This window comes from Natrarchaeobius halalkaliphilus, assembly GCF_003841485.1.
GTDB classification, from domain to species: Archaea; Halobacteriota; Halobacteria; order Halobacteriales; family Natrialbaceae; genus Natrarchaeobius; species Natrarchaeobius halalkaliphilus.
Map to the genome: position 1 here is coordinate 16,384 of NZ_REFY01000002.1, position 25,013 is coordinate 41,396.

The following is a 25,013-nucleotide window of genomic DNA, read 5'->3' on the forward strand; positions in this document are numbered from 1 at the left end:
GATCAGATGGCATCACAGAATCAGGCGGAGACGGACCAGCAGACGACGGAGCCAGGACCCAAAAGCGACGCGGCGGCCGCCGATTCCGTCCCGGCAGCCGTCGAGATCGACGTACCGGACGACGCAAGCGACGAGGAGGCCGCTGCGATCGCGGCCGCGATGGGCGCTCACCTCCACGATCACGCGCTGGCGGTCGCGGCAGCCGCGGCCGACGACGACCAGGAATGGGATGGAAAGCGGTGGGCGTTCTCCGGACGGATTCGCACTCAGCAGGGTCGAACCGTTCGGGTTCCGCGCCATGCACCGACGAATCCGTGGTCGGCGGCGGGACGAACCGATCGGTTTTGATAGGGGCCGTGTCGATCGCCGTATTTTTCGTTGCGAAAAAGTAAGGTAGGAGCCCCGTGACGGTTCCAAAAGGGATGTTTAGGAAGGTTCTCGTCGCGAACCGGGGAGAAATCGCGGTTAGAGTGATGCGCGCGTGTGAAGAACTCAACGTCGGAACGGTTGCGGTCTATTCGGAGGCGGATGCGGATTCGGGCCACGTCAGGTACGCTGACGAGGCCTACAACGTGGGCCCGGCTCGAGCGGCGGATTCGTACCTGGACCACGATTCGGTTCTCGAAGCAGCGCGCAAGGCCGACGCCGACGCGATCCATCCCGGCTACGGGTTCCTTGCCGAGAACGCCGAGTTCGCGGAAGCCGTCGAAGCTGCCGACGGAATTACCTGGATCGGTCCCTCGAGCGAGGCGATGGAGTCGCTGGGCGAAAAGACCAAAGCGCGGACGATCATGAACGACGCCGACGTGCCGATCGTACCCGGGACGACGGAGCCGGTGACCGAACCCGAAGAGGTCGAGGCGTTCGGAGAGGAGTACGGCTACCCGATCGCGATCAAGGCCGAAGGCGGCGGTGGTGGGCGCGGGATGAAAGTCGTTCGCGATCGAAGCGAGATCGAAGACCAGCTCGAAAGCGCCCAGCGCGAAGGCGAGGCGTACTTCGATAACGACTCCGTCTACCTCGAGCGCTACCTCCAGAACCCACGCCACATCGAAGTGCAGATCGTGGCAGACGGTCACGGAAACGTCCGCCACCTCGGAGAGCGTGACTGTTCGCTCCAGCGCCGTCACCAGAAGGTCATCGAAGAGGGACCGTCGGCGGCGCTCTCGGACGCTCTGCGAGAGGAGATCGGTGCGGCCGCACGTCGGGGCGTCGCAGCAGCGGACTACACGAACGCGGGAACGGTCGAGTTCTTGGTCGAAGAGGATCCCGACCGAGACGGTCCCCTCGGACCCGAGACGAACTTCTACTTCCTCGAGGTGAACACACGAATTCAGGTGGAACACACCGTCACAGAAGAGATCACGGGGATCGATATCGTCAAACGACAGCTCCGCATCGCAGCGGGCGAAGAGATCGATTTCGCGCAGGACGACGTCGAGGTCGACGGCCACGCCATCGAGTTCCGGATCAACGCCGAAAACGCCGCCGACGATTTCGCGCCTGCAACGGGCGGCACGCTCGAGACGTACGACCCGCCGGGCGGTCCGGGGGTCCGAGTCGATGACGCACTTCGGCAGGGTGACGAGCTGGTGACGGACTACGACTCGATGATCGCGAAACTGATCGTCTGGGGCGAGGACCGCGACGAGTGTCTCGAACGCTCGTTGCGAGCGCTCCGTGAGTACGAAATCGCCGGCATCCCGACGATCATCCCCTTCCACCGACTGATGCTGACCGACGAATCCTTCGTCGCGAGCACTCACACCACGAAGTACCTCGACAACGACCTCGCTGAGGGCCGTATCGAGGAGGCCCAGTCCCAGTGGGGCGGCGACGTCGGCAGCGGCGGTACCGAAGGCGACGAGGAGAGCGTCGAGCGGGAGTTCACCGTCGAAATCAACGGCAAGCGCTTCGAGGTCGAACTCGAGGAACACGGCGCGCCGGCCATTCCGACCGGAGACGTCGACGTCGGCGGAGCCGGCGGACCACCCCAACCGGCGGGGGGCGAAAGCGACGATTCGGAGCTATCGGGCGACGGCGAAACCGTCGACGCCGAGATGCAGGGAACCATCCTCGATGTCACGGTGGCCGAAGGCGACGAGGTGGCCGCCGGCGACGTGTTGGTCGTCCTCGAGGCGATGAAGATGGAAAACGACATCGTCGCCTCGCGCGGCGGTACCGTCTCGCAGGTCGCCGTCGACGAGGGTGATAGCGTGGACATGGGCGACGTCCTCGTCGTTCTCGAGTGAACGATCACCGAGATCGAATCGACGACTCTCTCGGTGGAACTGTCGAATGGCAACAGACGGCACGGCCGTGCGCGTTCCAACACCTTTGTATCGTAGGGTTTCAGATAGCCCAGTATGACTAACAATGTCGTCGTACTCGGTGCCGGGTATGCCGGTGCTGGTGCGATCAATACGCTCCAATCGGAGCTCGGGGGAAACGCCCGACTGACCTGGATCGCTGACGTCGATTATCATCTCGTCTTACACGAATCCCACCGCGTTATTAGAGATCCGACCGTTCGATCGGACATTACGTTCGCGGTCGACCAGATCGCTGACCCGTCGACCCGGTTCATTCAGGACGAAGTCACCGGACTTGACGTCGACGAGCAAGCCGTCGAGCTTGCCGACGGCGACGACGTCGACTACGACTACGTGCTCGTTGCACTCGGAACCAAAACGGCCTACTACGGAATTCCCGGCCTCGAAGAACACTCGCGAACGCTCAAATCTCTCGACGACGCCCTCGAGATTCACGACGCCGTCAAGAGCGCGAGTCAGGACGCGACTCGCGGCGAGCCGGCACAGGTCCTCATCGGCGGTGCTGGACTCTCCGGAATCCAGACGGCCGGCGAAATCGCGGAGTTCCGCGACGAGCACCGCGCTCCCATCGAGATTCACCTGATCGAGGCGCTCGACGAGATCTTCCCGGGCAACGATCCCGAGATCCAGCAGGCGCTTCGCGATCTGCTCGAGGACGCCGGCGTTCGTATCCACACGGACGATCCGATCACGGAAGCCACGGCGGATCACATCGAGTTCGACGAGGGCGATCCGCTCGAGCACGACGTACTCGTCTGGACGGGTGGCATTACCGGTCGTGACGCGCTCGACGACGCCGACCTCGAGAAAGAGCACAACCGCGTCAACACGGAGGCGAACTTCCAGACCTCCGACGAACGCGTCTTCGCGATCGGTGACTCCGCGATCATCGACCAGGGCGACCAGCCCGCCCCGCCGACCGCACAGGCCGCCTGGCAGGCCGCCGACGTCGTCGGTGAGAACATCGCTCGAGCCATCGAGAACCGCCCGCTGAAGACCTGGGAGTACGAGGACAAAGGAACCGTCGTCTCCGTCGGTGACGAGGCTGTGGCCCACGGCGTCAAGCCCGCTTTCGGCGTGTCCCTGCCCGTCGATACCTTCGGCGGCTTCCCGGCGAAGAACCTGAAGAAGATGATCGCCGCTCGCTGGATCGCGGACATCACGTCCTGGGGAGAGTCACGGCGCTCCTGGTCCTCGCTGTAGTCCGAGAGGAACGAATTCGGTGCCGCTCGAGATGTCCGTTCGATTTATTTGATCGTGGCCGTTCGTCTGGGGGCCAACAGCACCAATCGATACTCGAGCGTGTTCCCAATCATACGGTCTGCTGTAACTGTTTACCGGCGTATCCGGAGACCGGGTTCCGGGTACGCCGGTACTGACTTACAGTAGACCGTATCAGTCGTTTTCGTCAGGTTCGTCGGCGTTTTCCTCTCGCGTTCGCCGCCGGTTCCGTTCGTCACTCTCAGCCCCCATCGGTCGCGCGGGCACTCCCGCAACGGTGGTTCCCGGCTCGACGTCGGTCGTGACGAGCGAGTTCGCAGCGATGCTCGCGTTCGCCCCGATTTCGACGCCGGGCAACACGATCGCTCCGGCACCGATCATCGCACGCTCGCCGACGACGACCTCGCCCGTTCGATACTCGTCCTGTAGGAATTCGTGACAGAGCAGCGTCGCGTCGTAGCCGACGATCGCATGATCCTCGACCGTGATCAGTTCGGGCCAGAACACGTCGGGAGTCGCTTCGAGTCCCCAGGAGACGCCTTCACCGACCGTCACGCCGATGCGACGCAACAGCCACCGCTTGAGCCGAAGGCTCGGCGAGATCCGAACGAGCCAGACGACGACGTAGGTAATCGCGACCCGAACCGGGTGTCTGGCGTCGGTCCAGTCGGCAAGCGAGTTGCGCGCGTTCGGCGTCGGATGGCGAGTGATCCGGTCGTGTCGGGTACTGTCTCCCCTCACTATCAGTCCCTTCGACGTGTCGTTACAAGAAACCGATCGATCCGGCGGTGTCGATCAAGAGGAGACGAAAGCTATTCAGCCGTATCAACCTTTCCGTGCGCCACCGACCGATCCCCCGGCGTTCCGACGTTCGACCGAAACTCTTCGCCGGACAGCGAACAGCGGTACGCCGGCTTGAACATCATGTTCGATTTCCCCTCACGGACGTTCCAGGCGGCGGCGAGATCCTCGCGCAGATAGTACTGCGGGCGCTGATTGCCGGGCGCTACGTAGTACTCGCTGAGTCGGATCGGATACCGATCGAAGAGACCACCTGGCTCGCGACCGTCGACGATCACGATCTGTTTCTCGGCCAGGTACGGCGTATCGCCTCGAGCGCGCTTCGAGTGAGCGTTTTCCGCGTGCCTCTCGAAAAGCGCCTTTCGTTCGGCCGGGGGCGTTTCGGAGCCGATGACGTCGACGCGATCGACGGTAAAGTACCCGATCAGATAGCGGTGGGCGCGCTCGCCGTTCGGGCGGCGCAATCCTGCGTAGAACCCGACGACGTCGCCGGATTCGAGCGACCGAAGTCGAGTGACGTAACCGCTGGTCCGGTGTTCGCCGTACGTACGAGCCTCGAAGTTCGGATCGCGATGAAGGGGCCAGGACTCGAGATCGTCGCCGGTGACCGAGTCGACACCGCCGCGGACGGGTTGTGGATCGATTCGCGTCGTGAGATCCGCTGCGACGCGATCATCGGCTCGAAGCGTCCACGAACCGAGCGTTTCGACCTCGCTGGTCTCGCGCGTCTTTTCGGGAATCGGGACGTATTCGAACCGTCCATCGTCGTACAGCGGCCCGAGCGCGCCGAGATTCGTACTGTCGGCACCGACGCCGGCGAGGACGACCGTCATGTCTTCCGGTCGGTGAAGTGAGCCGATAAAGCTCCCGAAACACACGACCCGTTACCGGCCCGTCGGTTGGGTGGTATAAAAGAAGGGGAGCAAGAGTATGAGAAATAGTCCACCCATTGCGGCGAAGCCGATCCAGCTACCGCATCTGAGGCGATCCATCCGGTGCCACTCGAGTCAACCGATGCTGAAACTATCTCGGAAACACGCTGGCATTGGGGACGTTCGAGACGCCCATCGAACCACTATTTGTAGTAGATGATCCCGGTTGCTTGAATCTTTGTACGGTTGGTTTTTTCGATCGGTCGAAGACGGATCACATCGACGGCTACAGATTTTTGGGCCGCTGCATCGTCCGTCTCCCATGGCGACCAGAACACCAGTCGAGTGTCCGCTCTGCCGAGAGGTTCTGACCGGTCGATCGCTCGAGGAACACCTCGTGGACGGTCACACCAAGCGCAAACTGGCGAAGTTCGTCGTCTCCGAAACCGAAGCAATGAACGACGGTAAGACGTCCTGACTCGAGGAACTCATACGGTTTGCTGTGACTTTTTACCGGAGCGACCGCGAGCCGTCCTGCGGTCGCTCCGGTAACGACTTACAGTAGACCGTATCAGGCGGGGTACTATCGCTCGCTTCGGTGCAACCGCAAACCGTTCGTGGGTGCACCGATACGCAGGTACGACACTCCGTATGAAACTCCCGCTAGTCGGTCGATCCGGTCGCGTTATTTCGGAGGGGTCGGGTCGGCTTCGACCTCGATTCGGTCGTGGATGTGTCCCTCGCGCGCTCTCAGGTGGCGCGGGTCGCGGTCGTTGTGGACGGCGAGTACCTCCGCGACGATACTGTGTGCGATCTGGTACGGTGAGCCGCCACCGAGGTCTAATCCGATCGGCGTATAGAGCGACGAACGATCGTCGTCGGTAATCGTTCTTTCCTCGGCGTCGAACTCCTCGATCATCTCCTCGAATCGTTCGTGGGGTCCCATCAATCCGACGTACGGAACGCCGGCATCGAGTAGCGTCTCGACGGCCAGTCGATCGTCGACGAAGTTGTGAGTCATGACGACGGCATAGGTCCGATCGTCGAGGCCCATCTCGAGGTCGTCCTCGATCGTACCGGGCGACGTCGTCACGGTCCGATCGGCGTCCGGGAACCGCTCAGCGAGGTCGACCGCGCCGCGAAATCCGACGACGGTCACCCGAAAGTCGTTCTTGCTCGCGAGTTCGGTCACCGGGCCGACGTCGTGACCGCTGCCGAAGACGACGAGTTCGGCCGGAGCGGCGATGCCGTCGACGAACACTTCGAGCCTCGTCCCGTCGACCTCGAGGTCGATGACGTTCGCCCGTCCGCGACCGGCGAGTTCGGACGCCGGCTCAGAGAGTACGTCGATCGGCCAGTCCGCTTCGGTCGTCTCCCCGCCATCGCCACTCGCTCCGTCGTCGTCCGACGGCGTCGAAAGGCGATCCTCACCGGGGTGATAGTACGCACGGTCGCCGTACGCAAGCGGCGAATCGGTATCGCTGGCGTCGACATCCTCACCGTGGACGCTCAACACCGTCAACACGGCGACGTCCCGACCCTCGGTGAACGCGTCGGTTGCCGAGCGATACGAGGGCGTCAACGGCTCGAGCAGAACCTCGATGATGCCGTTACAACCGACGCCTAGCCCCCAGACGTCGTCGTCATCGTCCATCAGATCGTAGGTGACGAGTTCGGGCTGACCTGTCCCGCGGACGCTCTCGGCTGCACGCAGGATATCGTCTTCGAGACAACCGGCCGTGATGCTTCCGACGCCGTCGCCCGCGTCGTCGAGGAGCATCTTCGCACCCGGTCTGCGGTAGGCGTTACCGTCGACGTCGACGATGGTTGCGAGGACGTCCGAACCATCGGCCTCGAGACGCTGGTGTACGCGCTGTACGACTTCCGTTTCGGGAACGCTCCAGTTACGCTGGGTCTGTGTCTTCTGTGATTCGGTCATGGCTGATCTTTCGTGCTGACGGATTCTAGTTGGATACCGGATGGACGGTCGGTTGCGGTGTAGACCTTTCGGACGCCCGCATCGTGAAGGCCGGTTCCGCAGGATCCGTCGGAAATCGCTTCGCGAACGCGACCCGGTTCGTCGATGGTGGCACCCGCGACCACGTCGACGCCCGATGCGAACAGCGGACCGGGGAGGAACGACGCCGTCGCGCCGACGACGACGACGGTCGCCGCATCCGGCGCTGTCTCGAGGTAGTTCGTTATTCCGTCGTAGACGAACACGGACCCCGTGACGAAGACGACCTCCGAACCCGCCATCGCCCGGGGTGCGTCCGCGGGTTCGAACGCCGAGACGCGCACGCCGTCGGGTGTCGAGAGGTCGTCGTCGACCGACGTTCGTTCGATGACGCGGACGTCCACGTCTTCGAACTTCCGAAACGCCGGTCGAAAGAGCCCGACAGTCGTGATCGTCTCGACCGACGGGTCGAGCAACGCCATCGGATCACCCGCCCGCCACTCGAGAAACGGAACCGACAGGGCGTTCACCGTCGCGACGGCGACGGCTCTCTCGAGCGATCCGACGTTCTCGTCACAGTCGCGGTCGTCCGCCTCGATCGGCTCGAGTAGCTCGTCGACCGTCCGGTTCGAACGCGACGATTCCGTACCGTCGAGATCGAGTTCGGTGTTTCGCGGACGGTGTGCGAGCCCTGCGAGCGGGTGATCGTCCGATTCGGAGGAGTCGGATAACTCCACGAGAACGACCGAGTCACCGACAGTGACGCGGTTACACCTCACGCTTCGTAGCGCATCCCGCGCTCGAAGGCGGTCGGAGACGGTCTCGAGAATGGAGTCAGTCACTCTTCTCACCCCCGGATTCGGTCGGACGCCGACGTGGGTCGTACTCGTAGCCGATCGGTCCGTCCAGCCCGCGACGTTCGATCTGTCGGGCGGCCGACTCGAGGTCGGACGGGGCGACGAATCCGAACAGCGCGTCGACGTACGGAACGCTCGTCGCCATCCCTCGCGAGCGCGGCTCGAACGCAGGCGAAGCCGCGAGCGGGTTCAACCAGATGAAAGAATCGGCCCGGGATGCGAGCCAGGTGATCTGCGTTTCGAGGAGCTCTTGATCACCGACGTCGAGACCGTCGCTTACGACGACTACGACGGTCCGCCGATCGACTGCGTTCGGATGACGCCGACGAAGTGAGGCGATCGCAGCTCCGATCCGCGTTCCGCCCCCCCACTCGACTTCGGCATCGCGCAGGGTAGCCGCGGGGTCGCCGTCCGCACGGGCGAACTCCGCCGTCGCGTCGACGAGGTCGGTATCGAAGAGAAAGACGCGGGCGTCGCGCGCACTCTCTTGGAGGTATTCCGCGAAGGTCAACAGCACGCTCCGGTCGATGGTATCGAGGACCGACCCGCTGACGTCGACGAGCAGGCAACACCGAAGCTCGCTCCGAATCGCCTCCGTCGCTGGGAGTTCGATCGGTGCGCCGCCGGTTCCGAGGCTCGATCTGAGCGCCCGGCGTGCGTCGACGGCCGATCCGGACGGTGACGTCCTGCTTCGGCGGCCAGGAAGCGTGGCGAGTGCATCTACGAATCGTCGAATCGATGTCCGTTCTCCTCGCGAAAGCGGATGAATCTCGGCATCGACAGGTTGGCTTCCGCCGACGGAACTGTAGCGCCGAACCTCTGACTCTTCGGTTGACGCCGAACGGTCGCCGGACACTTCCCGGCGGTTCGTCGCGATCCGGACCGACGGAACCGACTCGTCTTCGTCACCAGAGTTTTCGGCGTCCATCGGCGGCGCGTCGGCATCGTTGAGGAAATCGGCGTCCCGCGGTGACTCGGATCGATCCTGATCGGGGTCGATCGCACCCTCGTCATCCTCGCCGTCAGGCGACGTCCAATCGTTCGCGGTCGCGATCCGCTCGAGACCTGTCCTGAGCCGGTGCCAGAACGTCGGAAACGCTGCGTCGAACGCTTCGCGCTCGTCCGCTTCGGTGACGAGCGTCGCCCGGAGTGCGGCGCTTGCGCGTGACTCGTCCGCCAGACCGATCACGGAGAGCGATCGCGCGGCCTCGAGCGTCCCCGTCGGTGGAACGGCGACACCCTCGCTTCGCAACGCGGACGCGAACCGGACCAGTTCCGTCAGGACGTGCTGACGCGCGCCGACGAAATCGGGGACGCCGTGATCCGATCGTGATCGGCCGGCTCCGAACCGGGCCACCGCGTCGTCGTCATCGTTCCGTCTCTCGGTCCGGCTCGTCGAATCCGACGCTATCGATCGCTCGACTCCATCGATCGCTTCTGTCGCGTCGAAATCGCCAGGTGGTGACATTGTCCTCTCGTGTGGTTACCGTCACTCCTCGAGTCGACCTCGTGCCGTCGCGGCCGCATCACGAAGCTGCTCGAGGAGGTCGGTGTCTACCCGGTCTACGTCCTCGGCCTCCTTAAGCAGACAGCCGAGCGTTCGTTCGATTTCGTCGGGTGAAATCGCCTCGGGATCGCCCTCGTCGCCGGAAGCCGACCCATCACCGGCGTCCTGTCGTAATCTGGCGACCGCACCGGCCCAGTCGAGCGTCTCCGCGACGCCCGGGCGCTTGAGAAACGCCTCTTCGCGAAACCGTTCGACGATGGCACATACTTCGGCGGCGACGGCGGCGTCGAGCTCGGGAACCTTGCGACGGACGATCTCGTATTCGGTCTCGAACGACGGTGGTTCGACGTGTAAGTACAGACATCGGCGTTTCAGAGCGTCGCTGAGCCCGCGGGTCCGGTTCGACGTGAGAACGACGATCGGCGGATGTTGGGCGCTGACGGTTCCGAGTTCGGGAATCGACACCTGAAAGTCGGAGAGCAACTCGAGCAAGAACGCTTCGAACTCCTCGTCCGCTCGATCGATCTCGTCGATGAGCAACACCGGCGGCCGATCGGTTCCGGACCTAATCGCGCGCAACAGCGGTCGCTCGAGGAGGAACTCCTCGTCGAACACCGTCCGAGAATCCGACGGTCCGTCCGCGTCGGTCGGCGTCGTCGCATCGACGGCGGACTCCCCATCGCTGGTGCCGGCGACCGTCCCCTCGTTCGCCTGGACCGCGAGCAGCTGTTTGGTGTAGTTCCACTCGTAGAGTGCGTTCTCTGCGGTCAGTCCCTCGTAACACTGAAGCCGAATCAGTTCGGCGTCGAACGCCGCCGCGAGAACCTTGCCCAGCTCGGTCTTCCCGCTCCCGGGCGGTCCCTCGACGAGCAGCGGACGCTCGAGTTGCAACGCGAGATAAACGGTCGTTACCGTCGCGTCGTCAGCGACGTAGTCCCGTTCGTCGAAGCGATCTCGGAGCGACCCCTCCGAAAGCGACTCGAGCGCGAGGGGTTCGGTCCCGGTCATGGCGTCGACACCCTGGTCTCGGTCGTCTCGAGGTACGATTCCGGATCCGATCGAAATGCGTCCGCACAGCCGGGACAACAGAAGTAATACCGTACGTCGTCGTGGTCGACGGTCGCCGGTGCGTCGGATCGGACGACCGTCATGCCACAGACGGGGTCGATCGCCGGCTCTCGATCGGCCGAACCGTCGCCCGCCCCGCAGTCCGCGGGCGTGTAGTTCCCCGTTGCACCCCCGACGGTGGCGCGCACGTCGACGATTTCGGCCAGCAGGCTCGCAGCGATCTCCGCCGGCGTGTAGGCGGCGACGTCGACTCCCGCCGGGTTCGTTACGGCCTCACGAACCGCGCCGGGATCGGTTTCGAGGACCGTCGCGGCGCGCTCGATCACCTCCTCGGCTCGCGTGTTGCTCGCCACGAGCCCGATATAGAGCGCGTCCGTCATGATTCCCGCCGCGATTCCGCGGGCGTCGAACTCCCCCATGGAGGCGACGACGACGATCGGTTCCCGATCGATCGCGTCGACGATCGCGTCGGGATCGGTGGACGGTCGAACGGTCGTACCCGGCGGAACGTCACCGTCGAGCCCGTCGTCACCGCCTCCGCTGACCATCGTGACGTCGAAAGTCAACTCGCTCGCGAGCCGTGCGAGCGAGCGCGCGACCGGTGAGTCACCGACGATGAGGAGATCCGGTGCGGTGTTGACCGACTCGAGGAACACTTCGAGGACGCCCTCGCTGTGACACGTCATCTGGAACGCCTCGAGCCCATCGCGGTCGATCCGTTCCGGATCCGGGGCGATACCGAGAAGCTGTGGTTCGCCGGATTCGAGCACCGATCGGGCTTCGGTCGTGACGATCGACTGGGCGCACGATGCGCCACCGATCCATCCGCGAAGTTCGCCGTCAGCGGTGATCACCGCCCGATCGCCCACGTTCGCGGACACCGGGGGCTCCCGGCGAACAACCGTCGCTCTGACGTACGGTTCGCGTCGCTCGACCAGGCGGTCCTCGATGGACTCGAGTCCGTCCTCGCGTTCGCCCTCGGCTGCGTCTGTCGCGGATTCGTCGTGTGGTGTCGTGTCGTGAGTCATTCGTCGATCAGTATCGATGAGTTCGACTCGAGGATCGTCGATCAGTCGTCGGCGGCGGCGTCCTCGTTCGATTCGTCTTCGAAGGCGAACTCGACGTTCTGTGCTGGTTGCTGTGCGAGCCCCGATTCCTTGAGCGTTTCCCAGACGACGTCGGGCGTCATCGGCATCTCGACGTGGCTGACGCCGGCGTGGGCCATCGCGTCGACGACGGCGTTGACGATGGCCGGCGGCGAACCGACCGTCGGGGATTCACCGACCCCTTTCGCACCGATCGGGTGGTGTGGTGATGGCGTGACGGTGTGGCCCGTCTCGAACTCGGGAATCTCCATCGCGGTCGGAAGCAGGTAGTTCATGAAGTCGCCGCCGGTTACGTTGCCGTTGTCGTCGAAGGTGACGTGTTCCAACATTGCGGTTCCGATCCCCTGAGCGAGACCGCCGTGGATCTGGCCCTCGATGATCATCGGGTTGATACGGTTTCCGCAGTCGTCGACGGCGACGAACTTCTCGAAGTCGACCTCGCCGGTTTCGCGGTCGATCTCGACGATGACGACGTACGAGCCGAACGGATACGTCATCTCCGGCGGATCGTAGTAGTTGACCGCCTCGAGACCTGGCTCCTCGCCGGCCGGCTTGTTCATGTACGCACCGGCCGCGATCTCCGTGATCGTGATCGATCGCTCGGGCGCGCCGACGACGTGGAACTCGCCGCTCTCGCGGTCCCAGGTTACGTCGTCCTCGGCGGCCTCGAGTTCGTTCGCCGCGATCGATTTGGCCTTGTCTCGGACCTTTCGAGAGGCAACGGCGGTCGCCGCACCGGCGACGGGCGTACTCCGCGAGCCGTACGTTCCCAGCCCGTAGGGATCGGTATCCGTGTCGCCGTGTTCGACGGTGATATCCTCGACGTCCATGCCGAGTTCCTCCGCGACGATCTGTGCGAACGTCGTCTCGTGGCCCTGTCCCTGAGTCTGGACGCCAACGCGTACCGTGGCCTTCCCCGTCGGATGGACGCGGATGTCCGCGGAGTCGAACATCTCGACGCCGGCGATGTCACAGGACTTTCCGGGACCGGCTCCGACGACCTCCGTGAACGAGGAGATGCCGATCCCCAGAAGCTTCTTCTCGTCGGCTTCGATCCGACGGCGCTGTTCTTCGCGGTAGGCCTCGTAATCGGCCATCTCGAGGGCCTTGTCCAGGGCCGTCTCGTAGTCGCCGGAGTCGTAGTTCCAGCCCGTCGGACTCTCGTAGGGGAACTGCTCTGGCTGGATGAAGTTCTTCCGGCGAACCTCTGCCGGATCCATCTCGAGTTCGTCCGCGAGCACTTTCACCATCCGCTCGATCAGGTAGACCGCCTCCGTGACCCGGAACGAACAGCGGTAGGCGACGCCGCCGGGCGCGGAGTTCGTATACGCCGCCGTGAGCGAGCCGTAGGCGGTATCGATGTCGTACGACCCCGTGAAGATATTGAAGAATCCCGCGGGGAACTTCGACGGCTGGGCAACGGCGTTGTACGCACCGTGGTCTGCGAGTACGTCGGTTCGAACCGCCAGGATCTCGCCGTCCTCGGTGGCGGCGATCTCGCCTTTCATGTCGTAGTCTCGAGCGAACCCGGTCGACTGGATGTTCTCCGACCGCTCTTCGACCCACTTCACCGGCTGTTCCAGGACGTACGACGCGGCAGCCGCGACGACGTAGCCGGGGTAGATCGGCACCTTGTTCCCGAAGCCACCCCCGACGTCGGGGCTGACGATCCGGATTTTGTGTTCCGGAATCCCCGAGACCTGCGCGAACAGCGTTCGGTGAATGTGCGGTGCCTGCGAGGTCATGTGGACCGTTAGCTTGTCCTTGCCAGGATCGTAGTCACCCACAGCACCGCAGGTTTCGATCGGTGCCGGGTGCAGCCGCTGGTAGAGCATCTCCTCTTCGACCGTGACGGGCGCGTTCGCGAACGCGTCGGCGGTGGCCTCCTCGTCGCCGGTCTCCCAGTCGAGACAGTGATTGTCCTCTTTTCCCTCGATGTCGTCACGGATAACCGGGGCGTCGTCTTCGAGCGCGGCCGCGGCGTCGACGACCGGATCGAGTACGTCGTACTCGACTTCGACCTTTTCGGCCCCGTCCTTGGCGGCGTAGCGGTCCTCCGCGATGACCGCCGCGACCTCCTGGGACTGGAACTTCACCTTGTCGTTGACGAGGACGTCCTGCGTGTCGTCCATCAACGTCGGCATGGTCGCCAGACCGTACTCGAGTAAATCGTCCGCGGTCAACACGGCGACGACGCTCTCGAGCGCCATCGCGCGCGAGCCGTCGATATCCTCGATTCGAGCGTGAGCGTGGGGGCTCCGGACGAGTTCGCAGTGGAGCATTCCCGGCCTCTTGACGTCGTCGACGTAGTTCCCTCGCCCGGTGATGAACCGCTGATCTTCCTTCCGGGAGACCGATTCACCCATGCCGCCGCGGCCGTGTCCGCAGTGTTTCTCCGGCTGTGGTCCGTCGTCTTCCGGGTGTTGATACTCCGTGTCCGCCGAGTTTTCGTGATCACTGCTCATGATGACCCTCCGTCGTCGTGATCGCCAGAACCAACTCCCGGACCGCCACAGCAGTTCTCGAGGCCGCAGTCGATGCTTTTCCCCTCGCTCCCGGTTGCTCCGAGGCTCGACGAATTCGTCGAATCGATCGGCGTCCCGCCGTCGGCGGCCGCACGCGACTCGAGTTCGTCGGCCGCGTACTCGATCGATCGAACGATGTTCTGGTAGCCGGTACACCGACAGAGGTTGCCGCTGATCGCCTCGCGAATTTCGTCCTCGTCGGGATCGGGGTTCTCGTCCAGGAGCGCTTTGCCCGCAATGATCATGCCCGGCGTACAGTACCCACACTGGAGCCCGTGTTCCTCGTGGAAGCCTTCCTGAAGTGGGTGTAATTCGCCGGCTGCAGCGGGTAACTCCTCCATCCCTTCGACGGTGAGGATCTCGCTTCCATCGGCCTGGACGGCGAAGGCGAGACAGGATTTGATCGGTTCGCCGTCGACGAGGACGGTACACGCCCCGCAGTTGCCCGTATCACAGCCGATGTGCGTTCCAGTCAGATCCAGGTTCTCGCGGAGGGCGTGGACGAGCAATCGCCTGGGCTCGACCTCGATCATCCGTTCCGTTCCGTTGACCGTCAGCGTGAGTTCTCGTTCGTCGGTCATGGTGACACCGTCCGTTTGACGACTCCGGCGCGCTCGGCTGCGTCACCGAGCGCCCGCTGTGTGAGTACGTCGATCATGCGTTCTTTGTAGGACGCATCGCCGTGTTCGTCCGATTCGGGGTTCGACTCTTCCGCGGCGAGTTCACCGGCCTCCTCGAAGAGGGCCGAACTCGGACGCTCGCCCTCGAGCCGGTCTTCGGCGTCGCGTGCACGAGCGTTCGTGATGTCTACCGCGGTCATTCCGATCCCTGCCGTCTCGATTCGCCCGTCCTCGTCGAAGACGAGCCGCGTGGCGACGCCGGCCATCGCGTAGTCTCCCGTCTTGCGTTTGAGTTTGTGGTAGGCACTCCCCTCGCGAGCGTCGGGCGTGGGGACCCGAACCTCGGTGACGAGCTCGCTCTCCTCGAGGGTCGTATCGTACGGCAACAGGAAGAACTCGTCGGCGGGAATCACTCGCTCGCCGTCGGGACCCTGTGCGACGACCGCTCCCTCGTGGGCCAGGAGAACGCTTCCCCAGTCGCCTTTCGGATCGGCCTGTGTGATCGAGCCGACGACGGTGCCGCGGTTGCGGATCTGCGGGTCCGCGACCAGCGGTGCGGTATCTGCAAAGCTCCCGTAGCTCTCTGCGATCACGTCGGCGTCTGCAACGTCGGCGTGGCGCGCGAGCGCACCGATCCTGAGAAAGCCGGCTTCCTCGCGGAGATAGTCGAGTGCGTCGATACCGTTGATGTCGATAACCGTCTCCGGGCGGGCCAGCCGAAACCGGAGCATCGGAACCAGGCTCTGTCCTCCCGCCAGGATAGTCGGCCGCTCGAGGCTTTCGAGCAGGCTGACCGCTTCGTCGGTCGTCGACGGTTCGTGGTGTTCGAAGGGTGCAGCTTTCATAACATGTTGCGGAGTCTGTCGGTCACGCCGGAGTCGGTTTCCTCGTCGACGTCCGTCATCTGCTGTTCGATACTCGAAAAGAAGTTGTTCACGATCTTGGTGGCGACGGGCTGGATGACCCGGGAACCAAGCTGGGCGATCCGTCCCGAGATGTCGGCTTCGGTCCACCACTCGATGCGAGAACCATCGCCGTCCTCGAGTTCGTGGATTCGCATGCCCGAACTCATGCTGAAGCTACTGCTGCTCGCGTCACCACTGCCGGATGCGATCATCTCGAACGTTTCGTCGTCGCGCTCGTCGATCGTCACCGTCGTCTCGAAGCGGGGCTTGACGCTGCCGACGCCGACTTGCATCAGTGCCGCATACGTCCCCCCTTCCTCGAACGCCCGAGCCGCAACGACCTCCGCATCCGCCTCCGGGAGCGTCTCAAGATCCTCGTCGGGCTCGTACTCGTCGAAATTGAAGTCGTCGTCCATCGGAGCGATGTACCGACACCCCTTCAGGGAGTTTCGAACCGCGACCGGATCCGAGAGAACGATCCACGCCTTTTCGGGTGGGACATTCTCGAGGTCGAACTCGCCGTCGAACTCCATCATCTTTTATACCCCTGTCCTATGAGCATACTATTACCACGATCAATCATACGGATCCGTCTATGTTAAACATTGCCTTGGTCTTCGTTGGCACGTTTTTGACCGAAACGGCGACCAGCATATCCACTCTCGGCCCGTACCAGTGTCCGCCTTCAGGAAGAACTGCCGTCTTTCTCAGGGGTCGGTCGTCGATTGTTTTTCCACGATGATCCGTCCGTCCTCGACGTGCCATTCGACGCGATCACCCGCACCGACGTCGAGGAAGTTTCGAACCGGTTTCGGGACGGTCGTCAGGTTCTTTTCTGAGACTTTCGTATCGGCGAGACGGCCCATTACCACTACGTTTTCGCGTAGCAACTACATAGCTTTCGCTATGCAATCGTCGGACCCATTCGAATCAATCCGCCGAGTTCCAGCGGTGAGCGCCGCCATCCGTCGCTCGTTCGAAGTCCAGATCGTACCGGTCCGACTCGACCAGAACCGGACCGGGAACGTAACAGTCCCGTCCATCGAGTTCCTCGAGGACGCCACGCTCCGCCATCGTCGAGAGGACGTCGCGGACGGTCCGTTCCTTGCCGGGGACCAGGTTCGCCTCCTCGACGACGCTCTCGACGTCGACTCGACCCTGCAAAAACGCGAGGCGAATCGCTGCCACCCACGACGGTTCACGCCGCAACTCCCGGCACATAGCGTACTGAAAGAGTGATCCTGTCTTATAATTACTGGGAGGATATTCTACGACCGGTTCGCACGGTTCGCACCGGACCGAGCGCTGTCCCCGTCTCCCGGTACAATCACGAGCGGTGTGCGTTCACACCGAGACCGAGTGACAGTAGTTCCCTCATGCGGATTGCTGTAACTGTTTACCGGAGCGACCGGACACCGTCTCGCGGTCGCTCCGGAAATGACTCACAGCAGTCCGTATCAGAACTGCTGTAGTTCCTCGAGAACCGCACGGGCGCTGCCGTCGGCAATGGCGTCGCGCGCTCGCTCGAGGCCGTCCTCGAGACTGTCGACGTCCTGGCGGGCGTACATTCGGAACGCGCCGTTGAGTGCGATCGCATCCGCGAAGTGGTCGTCGCGCTCGCCGGCCAGCACGTCCGTCGTAATCGCGGCCGAGTCCGCTGTCACGTCCTCGACGGCGAGATCGTCGCTTTCCATCTCCATGCCGTACGTTCCGGTCTCGATCTCGTAATCGTCGAAGGACTCCGAACCACCCTCCCCGCGTCCGTCCCACTCTGCTACCTTCGTGTATCCCGGTCGAACGTCGTCGTACCCTTCCATTCCCTGGAAGAAGATGGCTCGAGAGAACGATAGTTCGGCGCTCTCTTTGAGCAGCTCGGTCATCTTCTTTGCGAACGCCAGATGGTAGAACGAGCCGAGGTGAACGTCGGCGTTCGCCGGATTCGCGACGGTCTCGACGGTGTTGACGAACACCCGAACGCCCATCTGATCGCGCCGATCGGAGAGATCGTCGATACCGGGATTGAACGCGGGCTGATAGTAGAACCCGAAGCCGGTTTCGTCGACCATCTCGGCGCTTTCGGTCGGCTCGAGTTCCGTCCGCACGTCGAGATCGTCGAGCACGTGTTTGTACGCCGTCGCCTTCTGGGTCGGGACGCGATCCCCCGAGTGGACCACGACCGGGGTCCCCGCGGCGGCAGCGACGACGCCGGCACCGACGCCGAGAACGGCCGAGGTGTGTTTGCCGTCGTAGTTGGCACCACAGTCGACGGGATCGCAGTCGGGTTCGCCAGTGACGACCGATTCCTCGCGCATGACGTCGGTGTAGGCCGCGAGCTCTTCGGGCGTGTTTCGCTTCCATCGGTTCGCAAGCCAGAACGCACCGAGCGTCGTCTCGTCCGGCTCACCCGCGAGAATTCGCTGAAAGGCCTCGCGAGCCTGTTCGCGCGTCATGTCGTCGGCGGATTTGTGCCCGGATCCGACGACCTCCGTCATCAGCCGTTTCAACGGCCACTCACCGAACTCCTGGGTTGCCTGAGCCATACCCATCGTACGGATAGCTGGCGCAAAAGCCTCCCGCTTCCGTACCGCTCGAATGTGGCCGTACAGCGCTCGAGCGGAGACGAACCCGAAAACGATACCTTCCGAACCTCCCTATACCCGATAATGAGCAGTCTCTCGAGGGACTGGCGCGACGAGATCGACGAGGTGGACGCCGCCATCATCGACGGCTACCAGAGCGATGTTCCGGTCGATCCCAGACCGTTCGAACGGATCGGAGCGAAGGTGGGGGTCGACGAACTCGACGCACTCGAGCGAGTGAGGCGTCTCTCCGGGCTCGGAATCGTCCGCCGGTTCGGTGCGGTTCTCAACCCCCCAGTTATCGGCTCCTCGACGCTCGCGGCCGTCCAGGCACCCGAAGAGCGATTCGACGAGATCGCGACGACCATCAACGAGTACAGACAGGTTAACCACAACTACGCCCGCGATCACGACTGGAACATGTGGTTCGTCCTCACCACCGGCTCGCGCGACACGCGAGACGAGATCATCGACGAAATCGAGCGCCGTACCGGCTGTTCCGTTCTGAATCTCCCGATGCTGACGGACTACTACATCGACCTCGAGTTCCCGGTCGTCAACACGGACCGGTTCGCCCGCGAATCCGTAGCGGAGCGTACGGACTCCTCAGCGACCCGAATCAGCGAGGAAGCGACCGGTGACCTTTCGTCGTTCGACGCTGACCTCCTGCTCGCGATCCAGGACGGGTTTCCCCTCTCCGCGACGCCATATCGAGAGATCGCGGACGACCTCGAAGCGGACCTCGAGGCGGTACTTACGGGAATCTCCCGGCTGAAAGCGAGCGGCTGTATCAAGCGAATCGGGTGCATCGTAAACCACGTCGTCACCGGCTTCGACTCGAACTGCATGGTCGTCTGGGACGTCCCAGACGACGAACTCCACGAGCGCGGCGAACGCGTCGGCGCGCTTCCCTACGTCACCCTCTGTTATCATCGTCCCCGTCGTCCCGACCAGAAGTGGTCGTACAACCTGTTTACGATGATTCACGGCCGCGATCCCGGAGCCGTCGAGGAGAAGATCGACGAATTGGCCACGAAACATCTTCCAGTCGAACACGAGCGCCTCTACTCGACGGAGACGTTGAAGCAGACGGGGGCTCGCTACGACGAAATTCTGCCCTCGTGAGCACGACGAGGCGATCGCTTCGTGGAAGGGACGGTTTCGCCTCGAGAGCTGACTCGGTTGGAATCAGTTCCCGTGAACGGAAACCGACTCGAGGAGGACGTCCTCCGTCGGGCGGTCGTTTTCGTCGGTGTCGACGTCACCGATCTCGCGGACGACGTCCATCCCGTCGAAAACTTTTCCGAAGACCGTGTGATCGTCATCGAGGTGTGACTGAGCGTCGAGCGTGATGAAAAACTGCGACCCGTTCGTATCCGGTCCGGAGTTCGCCATGCTCAAGACGCCAGCGTCGCCGTGACGAAGCTCCTCGTGGAACTCGTCGTCGAACTGGTAGCCGGGGCCGCCGCGTCCCGTTCCGGTCGGATCGCCGGTCTGGATCATGAACCTCTCGATAACTCGGTGGAAGAGAACGTCGTCGTACAGCGGTTCCTCCTCGATTTCGTCGCCGGTCTCCGGATCGGTCCACTCGCGCTCGCCGGTCGCAAGGCCGACGAAGTTATCGACGGTCCGTGGCGCGCGCTCGTCGTACAGTTCGACGGCGACGTCTCCCTCGCTCGTGTGCAATGTCGCGGCCAATCCGTCAGTATCCGCGCTGTCGCCCACGTCGGTGTCGGCGTCCGACCCGTCGTCGGCGTGCGCTCCGCCGGTCTCCCCGTCCGCTGTTCCATCGTCAGTCCCGTCGCTGCCCGAGCCCGAGCACCCGGCGACGACGCCGCCAAAACACGTGGCCCCCGCAGCCACTAACGTTCGTCGGTGAATACTCGAGTGTGATCCGGCGAGACAATAATGATACTAATCGACAGCGGCGGACTATCGGTTCCGAACCGATCGGAGATCGTGTCTACTCGTAGTCGATCGAAACCGACTCGAGGAGGACATCCTCCGTCGGGCGGTCGTTTTCGTCGGTGTCGACGTCACCGATCTCGCGGACGACGTCCATCCCGTCGACGACTTTTCCGAAGACAGCGTGACGGTCGTCGAGGTGTGGCTGAGCGTCGAGCGTGATGAAAAACTGCGACCCGTTCGTATCCGGTCCGGAGTTCGCCATGCTCAAGACGCCGGCGTCGTCGTGACGAAGCTCCTCGTGGAACTCGTCGTCGAACTGGTAGCCGGGACCCCCACGACCGGTTCCGGTCGGATCGCCACCCTGAATCATGAAGCCGTCGATGATTCGATGAAAGAGGATATCGTCGTACAGTGGTTCGCCTTCGATTTCGTCACCGGTCTCTGGATCGGTCCAGCTCTGTCCGCCGGTGGCGAGACCGACGAAGTTATCGACGGTTCGAGGTGCGCGTTCGTCGTACAGTTCGACGTCGATGTCGCCCTCACTCGTGTGCAGGGTTGCAGTAACGTTTCCCATACGCCGACGACGAGGCGGCGACCCAAAACGGTAGTGGTCTCGAGTCAGGTACATATCCCAGGCCGATGAAGGGAAAGCCATGAGTACCGGGACGCATTCGGTCGAGAAACTGACGCTCGCACGATTGCCGTCGGGCGTCGAACTCACGACGACGGCCCATACGTATCGTGGTTCCGCCGATGGCGATGGGCCGACGGTTTACGTCCAGGCAGCCCAGCACGGTCGCGAAGTGAACGGAACCGAACTCCTCCGGCGGTTCCACGGTCGAATCCCCCTCGAGTCGCTCTCCGGAACGGTGATCGCCGTTCCCGTTGCAAACCCACTCACGTTCGATCGCATTTCCTACACGACACCCGAAGCGTTCGACAGCGTCAACCCTAACATGAACCGCGTCTGGCCGGGCGACGCCGGAGGAACGCTTCACGAGCGCATGGCCGCCCGCCTCTGGGAGTTCGTCGACTCAGCCGACGCCGTCGTCGATCTCCACACGGGCAGCCCGGACATGCTCTCTCACGTCGTCTATCTCGAGGGAGACGATCGATCCCGTTCGCTCGCGAATGCGTTCGGGAACGGTCTGGTGTTGTCGGAACCCGCCGACGACGATGCCACGGACGAATGGCACCGACGCGACTTCGCGGGGAAGCTTCGGGTCGCTGCGTCGAACGAGGGGATTCCATCGATCACGCCCGAACTCGCTCACAACAAGCAGATCGTCGAACCAGCCGTCGAGGACGGCGTCGATGGCCTTCTCGATGTCCTCCGACACCTCGAGATGATCCCCGGTGAAGTGGCGGTCACCGGACGCACACTCGCCCGGAACTACCTCGGGCAGGTCACCACAGAGGAGTCCGGCCTGTTTCGACCGGTTCCGTCCCTCGGGGTCGGTGAGTCGGTGAGCCAGGGGACGACCATCGGAACCGTCTACGATCCCACGACGTACGAACCGCTACACGAGGCAACCGTCGAACGAGGCGGGTTGTTGTACGCCCACAACCAGGAGGCGACGGTGACCGCTGGCGATCAACTCGCGAGCCTCGCAACGATCCGTGAAGAACCACCGTAACGGTCCACCGACGGTAGTTGCCGTACGACGGTGTTCGTTGATTCTATTCGCGAGACGGACGCTCGGGAACGATTCGATACCAGAGCAGTTCGTCGTCACCGATGAGCACGATCAGAATGTCACCCTCTGCAATCGTATCGAATTCGTCGACTGAAGCGACGTGCTGGTCGACGGTCGTGCCGTCTTCCTCGAGGAGCAAAACGACGTGTTCGCCGTCGACGATTCGGTCGACGACGGCAACGTACCGGTCTGCATCACAGAGGAGGTCTCCCTGTTGGTCTGGCGGTGCACGAGCGCTGTCGGTACGATCACGATCCGTTTCCTCGGCTCGAGCCTCCGTGGATGCGACGGCCGAGAGCATTGCTGTGCCGGCTCCAGCGAGAGCACACAGAGTCGATCGTCGCCGCAGCCGCGTTGGATCTGACATGAACATGTTGGCCCCGCTATCGGTTATAAACTTTCGTCCAGTAGATCGATCTCGAGAATTACCCATTATAGAGTAGAGTTTGTAATTATAATATTTGGAAAAATATAATTTTGGTAAACTACTAGCCTGACAATATATTGGATAGCACGAATGTACGGTCGACCAACCGGGTCAGGAGCGGTGAACGGGGAGCTTATCGCACACCAGAACCGTGAAATACGAGTAAAACACTGCGTATCTGTCTCCCGAATATCGGCAAATCTGCTCGCCCACTAGGATCGCTTAGAGCCCCCCTCTAATCTGATACGGCTTGCAAAAAATCAGCCACGACAGACCAATCAGATATAAGTAAAAACTTTCCATCTATATCTGTTATCTTATTATAATTCATATCTCCCCCCACATGCCAATATGCAAGTGTATCTTGGTGAGAAAGATACCAAAGGTTTATCACTCAGCTGGGAAGTTGTTTGAATGATGGCTACGCAGCAACCTATTGCTCGAGAGGCTCAGTTACGAGCTCAGAATATTGGGGGTATCGAAGAGACGACAGTCGAACTGGAGTCGGGAATCACGGTTCTCGCGGGTCGAAACGCAACGAACCGTACGTCGCTTCTCCAGGCGTTCATGGCGGCTCTCGGCGGCGAATCAGCGTCGTTAAAGGCGGATGCAGACGAGGGATTTGCCGAACTCGAGATCGGTGACGAAACCTATCGACGGACCCTCCAGCGAAGCGGTGGATCCGTGATCATGGGTGGCGAACCCTATCTCGATGATCCGAAACTCGCGGATCTTTTCGCGTTTTTGCTCGAGTCGAACCCGGCCCGGCGTGCAGTCACCACGGGCGCTGATCTCCGCGAAATAATGCTTCGTCCCGTCGACACCGACGAGATCGAATCCGAGATCAACCGACTTACTGCGGAAAAAGAGCAGCTTTCCGACGAGCTTAACCGCCTCGATTCGCTCAAAAACGAGCTCCCGAAGCTCGAACAAGAGCGAACCGACATCCAGAGTCAGATCGAGGAGAAAGAATCCGAACTCGAAGAGGTCAAAACCGAAATCGAAGAGACCGAAGCCGAGACGGAAACCCGTCGCGATGGACAAGACGAACTCGAAGAGAAACTGAGCGAGCTACGAGAACAGCGCTCCGTACTCGAGGACGTCCGATTCGACCTCGAAACCGAACGCGAGAGTCTGGCAGCGCTTCGTCAGGAGCGCGACGAACTAGAAGAGGAGGCGGAGGAACTTCCGGAGTCCGACTCGCTCAACCGCGACGAGATCGACCAGGAGATCGATCGACTCCAGCAGCGGTCCCAGTCGATCGACAGCGTCGTAAATCAGCTTCAGAGTATCGTCCAGTTCAACGAAGAGATGCTCGACGGTGCACATCCCGAAATCCGTCGACTACTCGCCGGTGAAGACGCGTCAGCGGCCGACGGAACCGTTACCGATCAGCTTCTCGAGGGCGAAGAAACGGTCCAGTGTTGGACCTGTGGAAGTGACGTCCAGCGGACGGAGATCGAAGACACGATCGACCGACTTCGCTCCCTACAGGAGACGAAACTTGGCGAGCGTGACGATCTCGAAGACCAGATCACGTCGCTTCGGAGCGAGCGCCGCGAGATCGATCAGACGCGCAAGCGACGCGAGCGTATCGAAACTCGACTCACGGATGTTCAAAACGAAATCGACCGACGCGAAGGTCGTCTCGAGGACCTGACAACCCGGCAGGCGGAACTCGAAGACGAGATCGACGCCCTCGAAGACGAAGCTGCCGAGTTGGAATCCGAAGTCGACGACGAAGCCGAAGAGGACGACGAGGACGGCGGCCTGCTCGAACTCAACCGTCGTGCGAACGACCTGGAGTTCTCGCTTGGCCGACTCGAACGAGAACTCGAGACGACCACCGAAGAGATCGAAGAGGTCGAGTCCGCTCTCGGCGAAGAGGACGAGCTGAAAGACCGGCGTGAAAACATTCGAGAGGACCTCGAGGAGCTTCGAACGCGCATCGATCGCATCGAGCGACAGGCAGTAGAGTCGTTCAACGAACACATGGATGCTGTCCTCGAGGTGTTAGAGTACGAGAATATCGATCGAATCTGGATCGAACGCGTCGGTGAAACCGTCCGGGATGGTCGGCGGAAAGTCGAGCAAACGGTGTTCGATCTTCACATCGTTCGTAGCACGTCAAGCGGACAGACATACGAAGATACGATCGATCACCTGAGCGAGAGTGAACGAGAGGTCACGGGGCTGATCTTCGCACTCGCCGGCTATCTGGTACACGAGGTGTACGATATCGTTCCGTTCATGGTACTCGACTCGCTCGAGGCTCTCGACTCGAACCGGATCGCAGACCTCGTCGAGTACTTCGAGGAGTACACGGACTTCCTCGTCGTTGCCCTGCTACCGGAAGACGCCGAAGCGATCGACGAAACGCACGACCGGATCAGCGAGATATAAGGCATCCGAAGCGAAACCGTTCGACTGACGCTTCAAATCACTGAATATCTACGCTTTTCGAGTTTATCACGCTTTTCAGCGGCTGGTATGAGCGACAGTCTACCGATTCCTGTGAAATCGTCGGAGAAGGCTGTGTACACCGACTAATTGGAACCGTTTCCCTCTCTGAAACTTATACGAACTCTCTGTCATAACCGGAAAATCGAGTGATTTCATACTAGTTGGTC

General features: G+C 62.2%; 24 protein-coding genes. 7 read left to right on the forward strand and 17 right to left on the reverse strand.

What is annotated here, in order from left to right; all coding sequences use genetic code 11:
• The first annotated feature begins 6 nt into the window (after positions 1-6).
• The 3 genes from EA462_RS03570 (at position 7) to EA462_RS03580 (ending at position 3,536) form a co-directional block, all read left to right on the forward strand.
• The gene (locus EA462_RS03570; protein WP_124177209.1) at positions 7-348 is read left to right on the forward strand and encodes a hypothetical protein; all 342 of its coding nucleotides are present in this window, start codon (positions 7-9) and stop codon (positions 346-348) included.
• A gap of 74 nt (positions 349-422) precedes the next feature.
• Positions 423-2,252 carry an acetyl-CoA carboxylase biotin carboxylase subunit gene (locus EA462_RS03575; protein ID WP_124177210.1) on the forward strand — a complete coding sequence of 610 codons (1,830 nt, stop codon included), beginning with the start codon at positions 423-425 and terminating at the stop codon, positions 2,250-2,252.
• A 114-nt stretch (positions 2,253-2,366) separates the two neighbouring features.
• Positions 2,367-3,536: an NAD(P)/FAD-dependent oxidoreductase gene (locus tag EA462_RS03580; RefSeq protein WP_124177211.1), complete on the forward strand. Its 1,170-nt coding sequence runs from the start codon at positions 2,367-2,369 to the stop codon at positions 3,534-3,536.
• A gap of 192 nt (positions 3,537-3,728) precedes the next feature.
• Here the strand turns inward: EA462_RS03580 and EA462_RS03585 are convergent, their stop codons facing one another.
• Both EA462_RS03585 and EA462_RS03590 read right to left on the reverse strand, forming a co-directional pair.
• Complete coding sequence (locus EA462_RS03585) at positions 3,729-4,295, reverse strand: acyltransferase (RefSeq protein WP_394341813.1); 567 nt, start codon at positions 4,293-4,295, stop codon at positions 3,729-3,731.
• A gap of 71 nt (positions 4,296-4,366) precedes the next feature.
• On the reverse strand, positions 4,367-5,188 hold the full coding sequence (locus EA462_RS03590) for an Nmad3 family putative nucleotide modification protein (protein ID WP_124177213.1): 822 nt from the start codon (positions 5,186-5,188) through the stop codon (positions 4,367-4,369).
• Between the two features lie 361 nt (positions 5,189-5,549).
• Here EA462_RS03590 and EA462_RS17175 point away from each other — a divergent pair, with 361 nt between their 5' ends.
• Positions 5,550-5,705 (forward strand): hypothetical protein, encoded by a 156-nt coding sequence (locus tag EA462_RS17175; RefSeq protein ID WP_165872013.1) that lies wholly within the window; start codon positions 5,550-5,552, stop codon positions 5,703-5,705.
• Between the two features lie 207 nt (positions 5,706-5,912).
• On the opposite strand, the gene EA462_RS03595 is transcribed toward EA462_RS17175, so the two are convergent.
• The 12 genes from EA462_RS03595 to EA462_RS03650 all read right to left on the reverse strand — a co-directional run bounded on the left by EA462_RS03595 (position 5,913) and on the right by EA462_RS03650 (position 18,312).
• Positions 5,913-7,166 carry an XdhC family protein gene (locus EA462_RS03595; RefSeq protein WP_124177214.1) on the reverse strand — a complete coding sequence of 418 codons (1,254 nt, stop codon included), beginning with the start codon at positions 7,164-7,166 and terminating at the stop codon, positions 5,913-5,915.
• A complete protein-coding gene (locus EA462_RS03600; RefSeq protein ID WP_124177215.1) occupies positions 7,163-8,026 on the reverse strand; it encodes a Rossmann-like domain-containing protein in 864 nt (287 codons plus the stop codon). Before EA462_RS03600 ends, EA462_RS03595 begins: the two co-directional genes overlap by 4 nt.
• Positions 8,019-9,509 carry a VWA domain-containing protein gene (locus EA462_RS03605; RefSeq protein WP_124177216.1) on the reverse strand — a complete coding sequence of 497 codons (1,491 nt, stop codon included), beginning with the start codon at positions 9,507-9,509 and terminating at the stop codon, positions 8,019-8,021. Before EA462_RS03605 ends, EA462_RS03600 begins: the two co-directional genes overlap by 8 nt.
• A 21-nt stretch (positions 9,510-9,530) precedes the next feature.
• On the reverse strand, positions 9,531-10,556 hold the full coding sequence (locus tag EA462_RS03610) for an AAA family ATPase (RefSeq protein WP_124177217.1): 1,026 nt from the start codon (positions 10,554-10,556) through the stop codon (positions 9,531-9,533).
• Positions 10,553-11,644, reverse strand: a complete 1,092-nt coding sequence (locus EA462_RS03615; RefSeq protein WP_124177218.1) for an XdhC family protein — start codon at positions 11,642-11,644, stop codon at positions 10,553-10,555. Before EA462_RS03615 ends, EA462_RS03610 begins: the two co-directional genes overlap by 4 nt.
• 41 nt (positions 11,645-11,685) lie before the next feature.
• Positions 11,686-14,187, reverse strand: coding sequence for an aerobic carbon-monoxide dehydrogenase large subunit (locus EA462_RS03620; RefSeq protein WP_124177219.1), 2,502 nt, complete (start codon positions 14,185-14,187; stop codon positions 11,686-11,688).
• Positions 14,184-14,828 (reverse strand): (2Fe-2S)-binding protein, encoded by a 645-nt coding sequence (locus tag EA462_RS03625; RefSeq protein WP_124177220.1) that lies wholly within the window; start codon positions 14,826-14,828, stop codon positions 14,184-14,186. Before EA462_RS03625 ends, EA462_RS03620 begins: the two co-directional genes overlap by 4 nt.
• Positions 14,825-15,712 (reverse strand): FAD binding domain-containing protein, encoded by an 888-nt coding sequence (locus tag EA462_RS03630; protein WP_124177221.1) that lies wholly within the window; start codon positions 15,710-15,712, stop codon positions 14,825-14,827. The genes EA462_RS03625 and EA462_RS03630 overlap by 4 nt, the downstream gene beginning before the upstream one ends.
• A complete protein-coding gene (locus EA462_RS03635; protein WP_124177222.1) occupies positions 15,709-16,308 on the reverse strand; it encodes a CoxG family protein in 600 nt (199 codons plus the stop codon). Before EA462_RS03635 ends, EA462_RS03630 begins: the two co-directional genes overlap by 4 nt.
• A gap of 171 nt (positions 16,309-16,479) precedes the next feature.
• Entirely contained in the window at positions 16,480-16,638 is a 159-nt protein-coding gene (locus EA462_RS03640; protein WP_124177223.1) for an AbrB/MazE/SpoVT family DNA-binding domain-containing protein, read from the reverse strand.
• A 64-nt stretch (positions 16,639-16,702) separates the two neighbouring features.
• Positions 16,703-16,960 (reverse strand): hypothetical protein, encoded by a 258-nt coding sequence (locus EA462_RS03645; protein WP_243641357.1) that lies wholly within the window; start codon positions 16,958-16,960, stop codon positions 16,703-16,705.
• Positions 16,961-17,229: 269 nt separating this feature from the next.
• A complete protein-coding gene (locus EA462_RS03650; RefSeq protein ID WP_124177225.1) occupies positions 17,230-18,312 on the reverse strand; it encodes an anthranilate phosphoribosyltransferase in 1,083 nt (360 codons plus the stop codon).
• Positions 18,313-18,435: 123 nt separating this feature from the next.
• Between EA462_RS03650 and ahbB the strand changes: the two genes are divergently transcribed.
• Positions 18,436-19,476, forward strand: a complete 1,041-nt coding sequence (ahbB, locus tag EA462_RS03655; protein WP_124177226.1) for a siroheme decarboxylase subunit beta — start codon at positions 18,436-18,438, stop codon at positions 19,474-19,476.
• A gap of 63 nt (positions 19,477-19,539) precedes the next feature.
• Here ahbB and EA462_RS03660 read toward each other — a convergent pair whose 3' ends face one another.
• On the reverse strand, positions 19,540-20,049 hold the full coding sequence (locus tag EA462_RS03660) for a peptidylprolyl isomerase (protein ID WP_124177813.1): 510 nt from the start codon (positions 20,047-20,049) through the stop codon (positions 19,540-19,542).
• 265 nt (positions 20,050-20,314) lie between these two features.
• On the reverse strand, positions 20,315-20,833 hold the full coding sequence (locus EA462_RS03665) for a peptidylprolyl isomerase (protein WP_124177227.1): 519 nt from the start codon (positions 20,831-20,833) through the stop codon (positions 20,315-20,317).
• A gap of 79 nt (positions 20,834-20,912) precedes the next feature.
• Between EA462_RS03665 and EA462_RS03670 the strand changes: the two genes are divergently transcribed.
• Positions 20,913-21,896: a succinylglutamate desuccinylase/aspartoacylase family protein gene (locus EA462_RS03670; RefSeq protein ID WP_124177228.1), complete on the forward strand. Its 984-nt coding sequence runs from the start codon at positions 20,913-20,915 to the stop codon at positions 21,894-21,896.
• A 43-nt stretch (positions 21,897-21,939) separates the two neighbouring features.
• On the opposite strand, the gene EA462_RS17515 is transcribed toward EA462_RS03670, so the two are convergent.
• Positions 21,940-22,323 (reverse strand): hypothetical protein, encoded by a 384-nt coding sequence (locus EA462_RS17515; protein ID WP_243641358.1) that lies wholly within the window; start codon positions 22,321-22,323, stop codon positions 21,940-21,942.
• Between the two features lie 477 nt (positions 22,324-22,800).
• On the opposite strand from EA462_RS17515, the gene EA462_RS03680 reads away from it, so the two are divergent.
• Complete coding sequence (locus tag EA462_RS03680) at positions 22,801-24,786, forward strand: archaea-specific SMC-related protein (protein ID WP_124177229.1); 1,986 nt, start codon at positions 22,801-22,803, stop codon at positions 24,784-24,786.
• Positions 24,787-25,013 lie beyond the last annotated feature (227 nt).

Excerpts from the sequence above, each read along its gene's own strand:
- EA462_RS03670 (WP_124177228.1), top strand. The coding sequence starts at position 20,913 with ATGAGTACCGGGACGCATTCGGTCGAGAAACTGACGCTCGCACGATTG.
- EA462_RS03625 (WP_124177220.1), bottom strand. The coding sequence starts at position 14,828 with ATGACCGACGAACGAGAACTCACGCTGACGGTCAACGGAACGGAACGG.
- EA462_RS03630 (WP_124177221.1), bottom strand. The coding sequence starts at position 15,712 with ATGAAAGCTGCACCCTTCGAACACCACGAACCGTCGACGACCGACGAA.
- ahbB (WP_124177226.1), top strand. The coding sequence starts at position 18,436 with ATGAGCAGTCTCTCGAGGGACTGGCGCGACGAGATCGACGAGGTGGAC.
- EA462_RS03575 (WP_124177210.1), top strand. The coding sequence starts at position 423 with ATGTTTAGGAAGGTTCTCGTCGCGAACCGGGGAGAAATCGCGGTTAGA.
- EA462_RS03665 (WP_124177227.1), bottom strand. The coding sequence starts at position 20,833 with ATGGGAAACGTTACTGCAACCCTGCACACGAGTGAGGGCGACATCGAC.
- EA462_RS03590 (WP_124177213.1), bottom strand. The coding sequence starts at position 5,188 with ATGACGGTCGTCCTCGCCGGCGTCGGTGCCGACAGTACGAATCTCGGC.
- EA462_RS03680 (WP_124177229.1), top strand. The coding sequence starts at position 22,801 with ATGGCTACGCAGCAACCTATTGCTCGAGAGGCTCAGTTACGAGCTCAG.
- EA462_RS03635 (WP_124177222.1), bottom strand. The coding sequence starts at position 16,308 with ATGATGGAGTTCGACGGCGAGTTCGACCTCGAGAATGTCCCACCCGAA.
- EA462_RS03610 (WP_124177217.1), bottom strand. The coding sequence starts at position 10,556 with ATGACCGGGACCGAACCCCTCGCGCTCGAGTCGCTTTCGGAGGGGTCG.
- EA462_RS03595 (WP_124177214.1), bottom strand. The coding sequence starts at position 7,166 with ATGACCGAATCACAGAAGACACAGACCCAGCGTAACTGGAGCGTTCCC.
- EA462_RS17515 (WP_243641358.1), bottom strand. The coding sequence starts at position 22,323 with ATGTCAGATCCAACGCGGCTGCGGCGACGATCGACTCTGTGTGCTCTC.
- EA462_RS03640 (WP_124177223.1), bottom strand. The coding sequence starts at position 16,638 with ATGGGCCGTCTCGCCGATACGAAAGTCTCAGAAAAGAACCTGACGACC.
- EA462_RS17175 (WP_165872013.1), top strand. The coding sequence starts at position 5,550 with ATGGCGACCAGAACACCAGTCGAGTGTCCGCTCTGCCGAGAGGTTCTG.
- EA462_RS03650 (WP_124177225.1), bottom strand. The coding sequence starts at position 18,312 with ATGGCTCAGGCAACCCAGGAGTTCGGTGAGTGGCCGTTGAAACGGCTG.
- EA462_RS03605 (WP_124177216.1), bottom strand. The coding sequence starts at position 9,509 with ATGTCACCACCTGGCGATTTCGACGCGACAGAAGCGATCGATGGAGTC.
- EA462_RS03570 (WP_124177209.1), top strand. The coding sequence starts at position 7 with ATGGCATCACAGAATCAGGCGGAGACGGACCAGCAGACGACGGAGCCA.
- EA462_RS03615 (WP_124177218.1), bottom strand. The coding sequence starts at position 11,644 with ATGACTCACGACACGACACCACACGACGAATCCGCGACAGACGCAGCC.
- EA462_RS03580 (WP_124177211.1), top strand. The coding sequence starts at position 2,367 with ATGACTAACAATGTCGTCGTACTCGGTGCCGGGTATGCCGGTGCTGGT.
- EA462_RS03620 (WP_124177219.1), bottom strand. The coding sequence starts at position 14,187 with ATGAGCAGTGATCACGAAAACTCGGCGGACACGGAGTATCAACACCCG.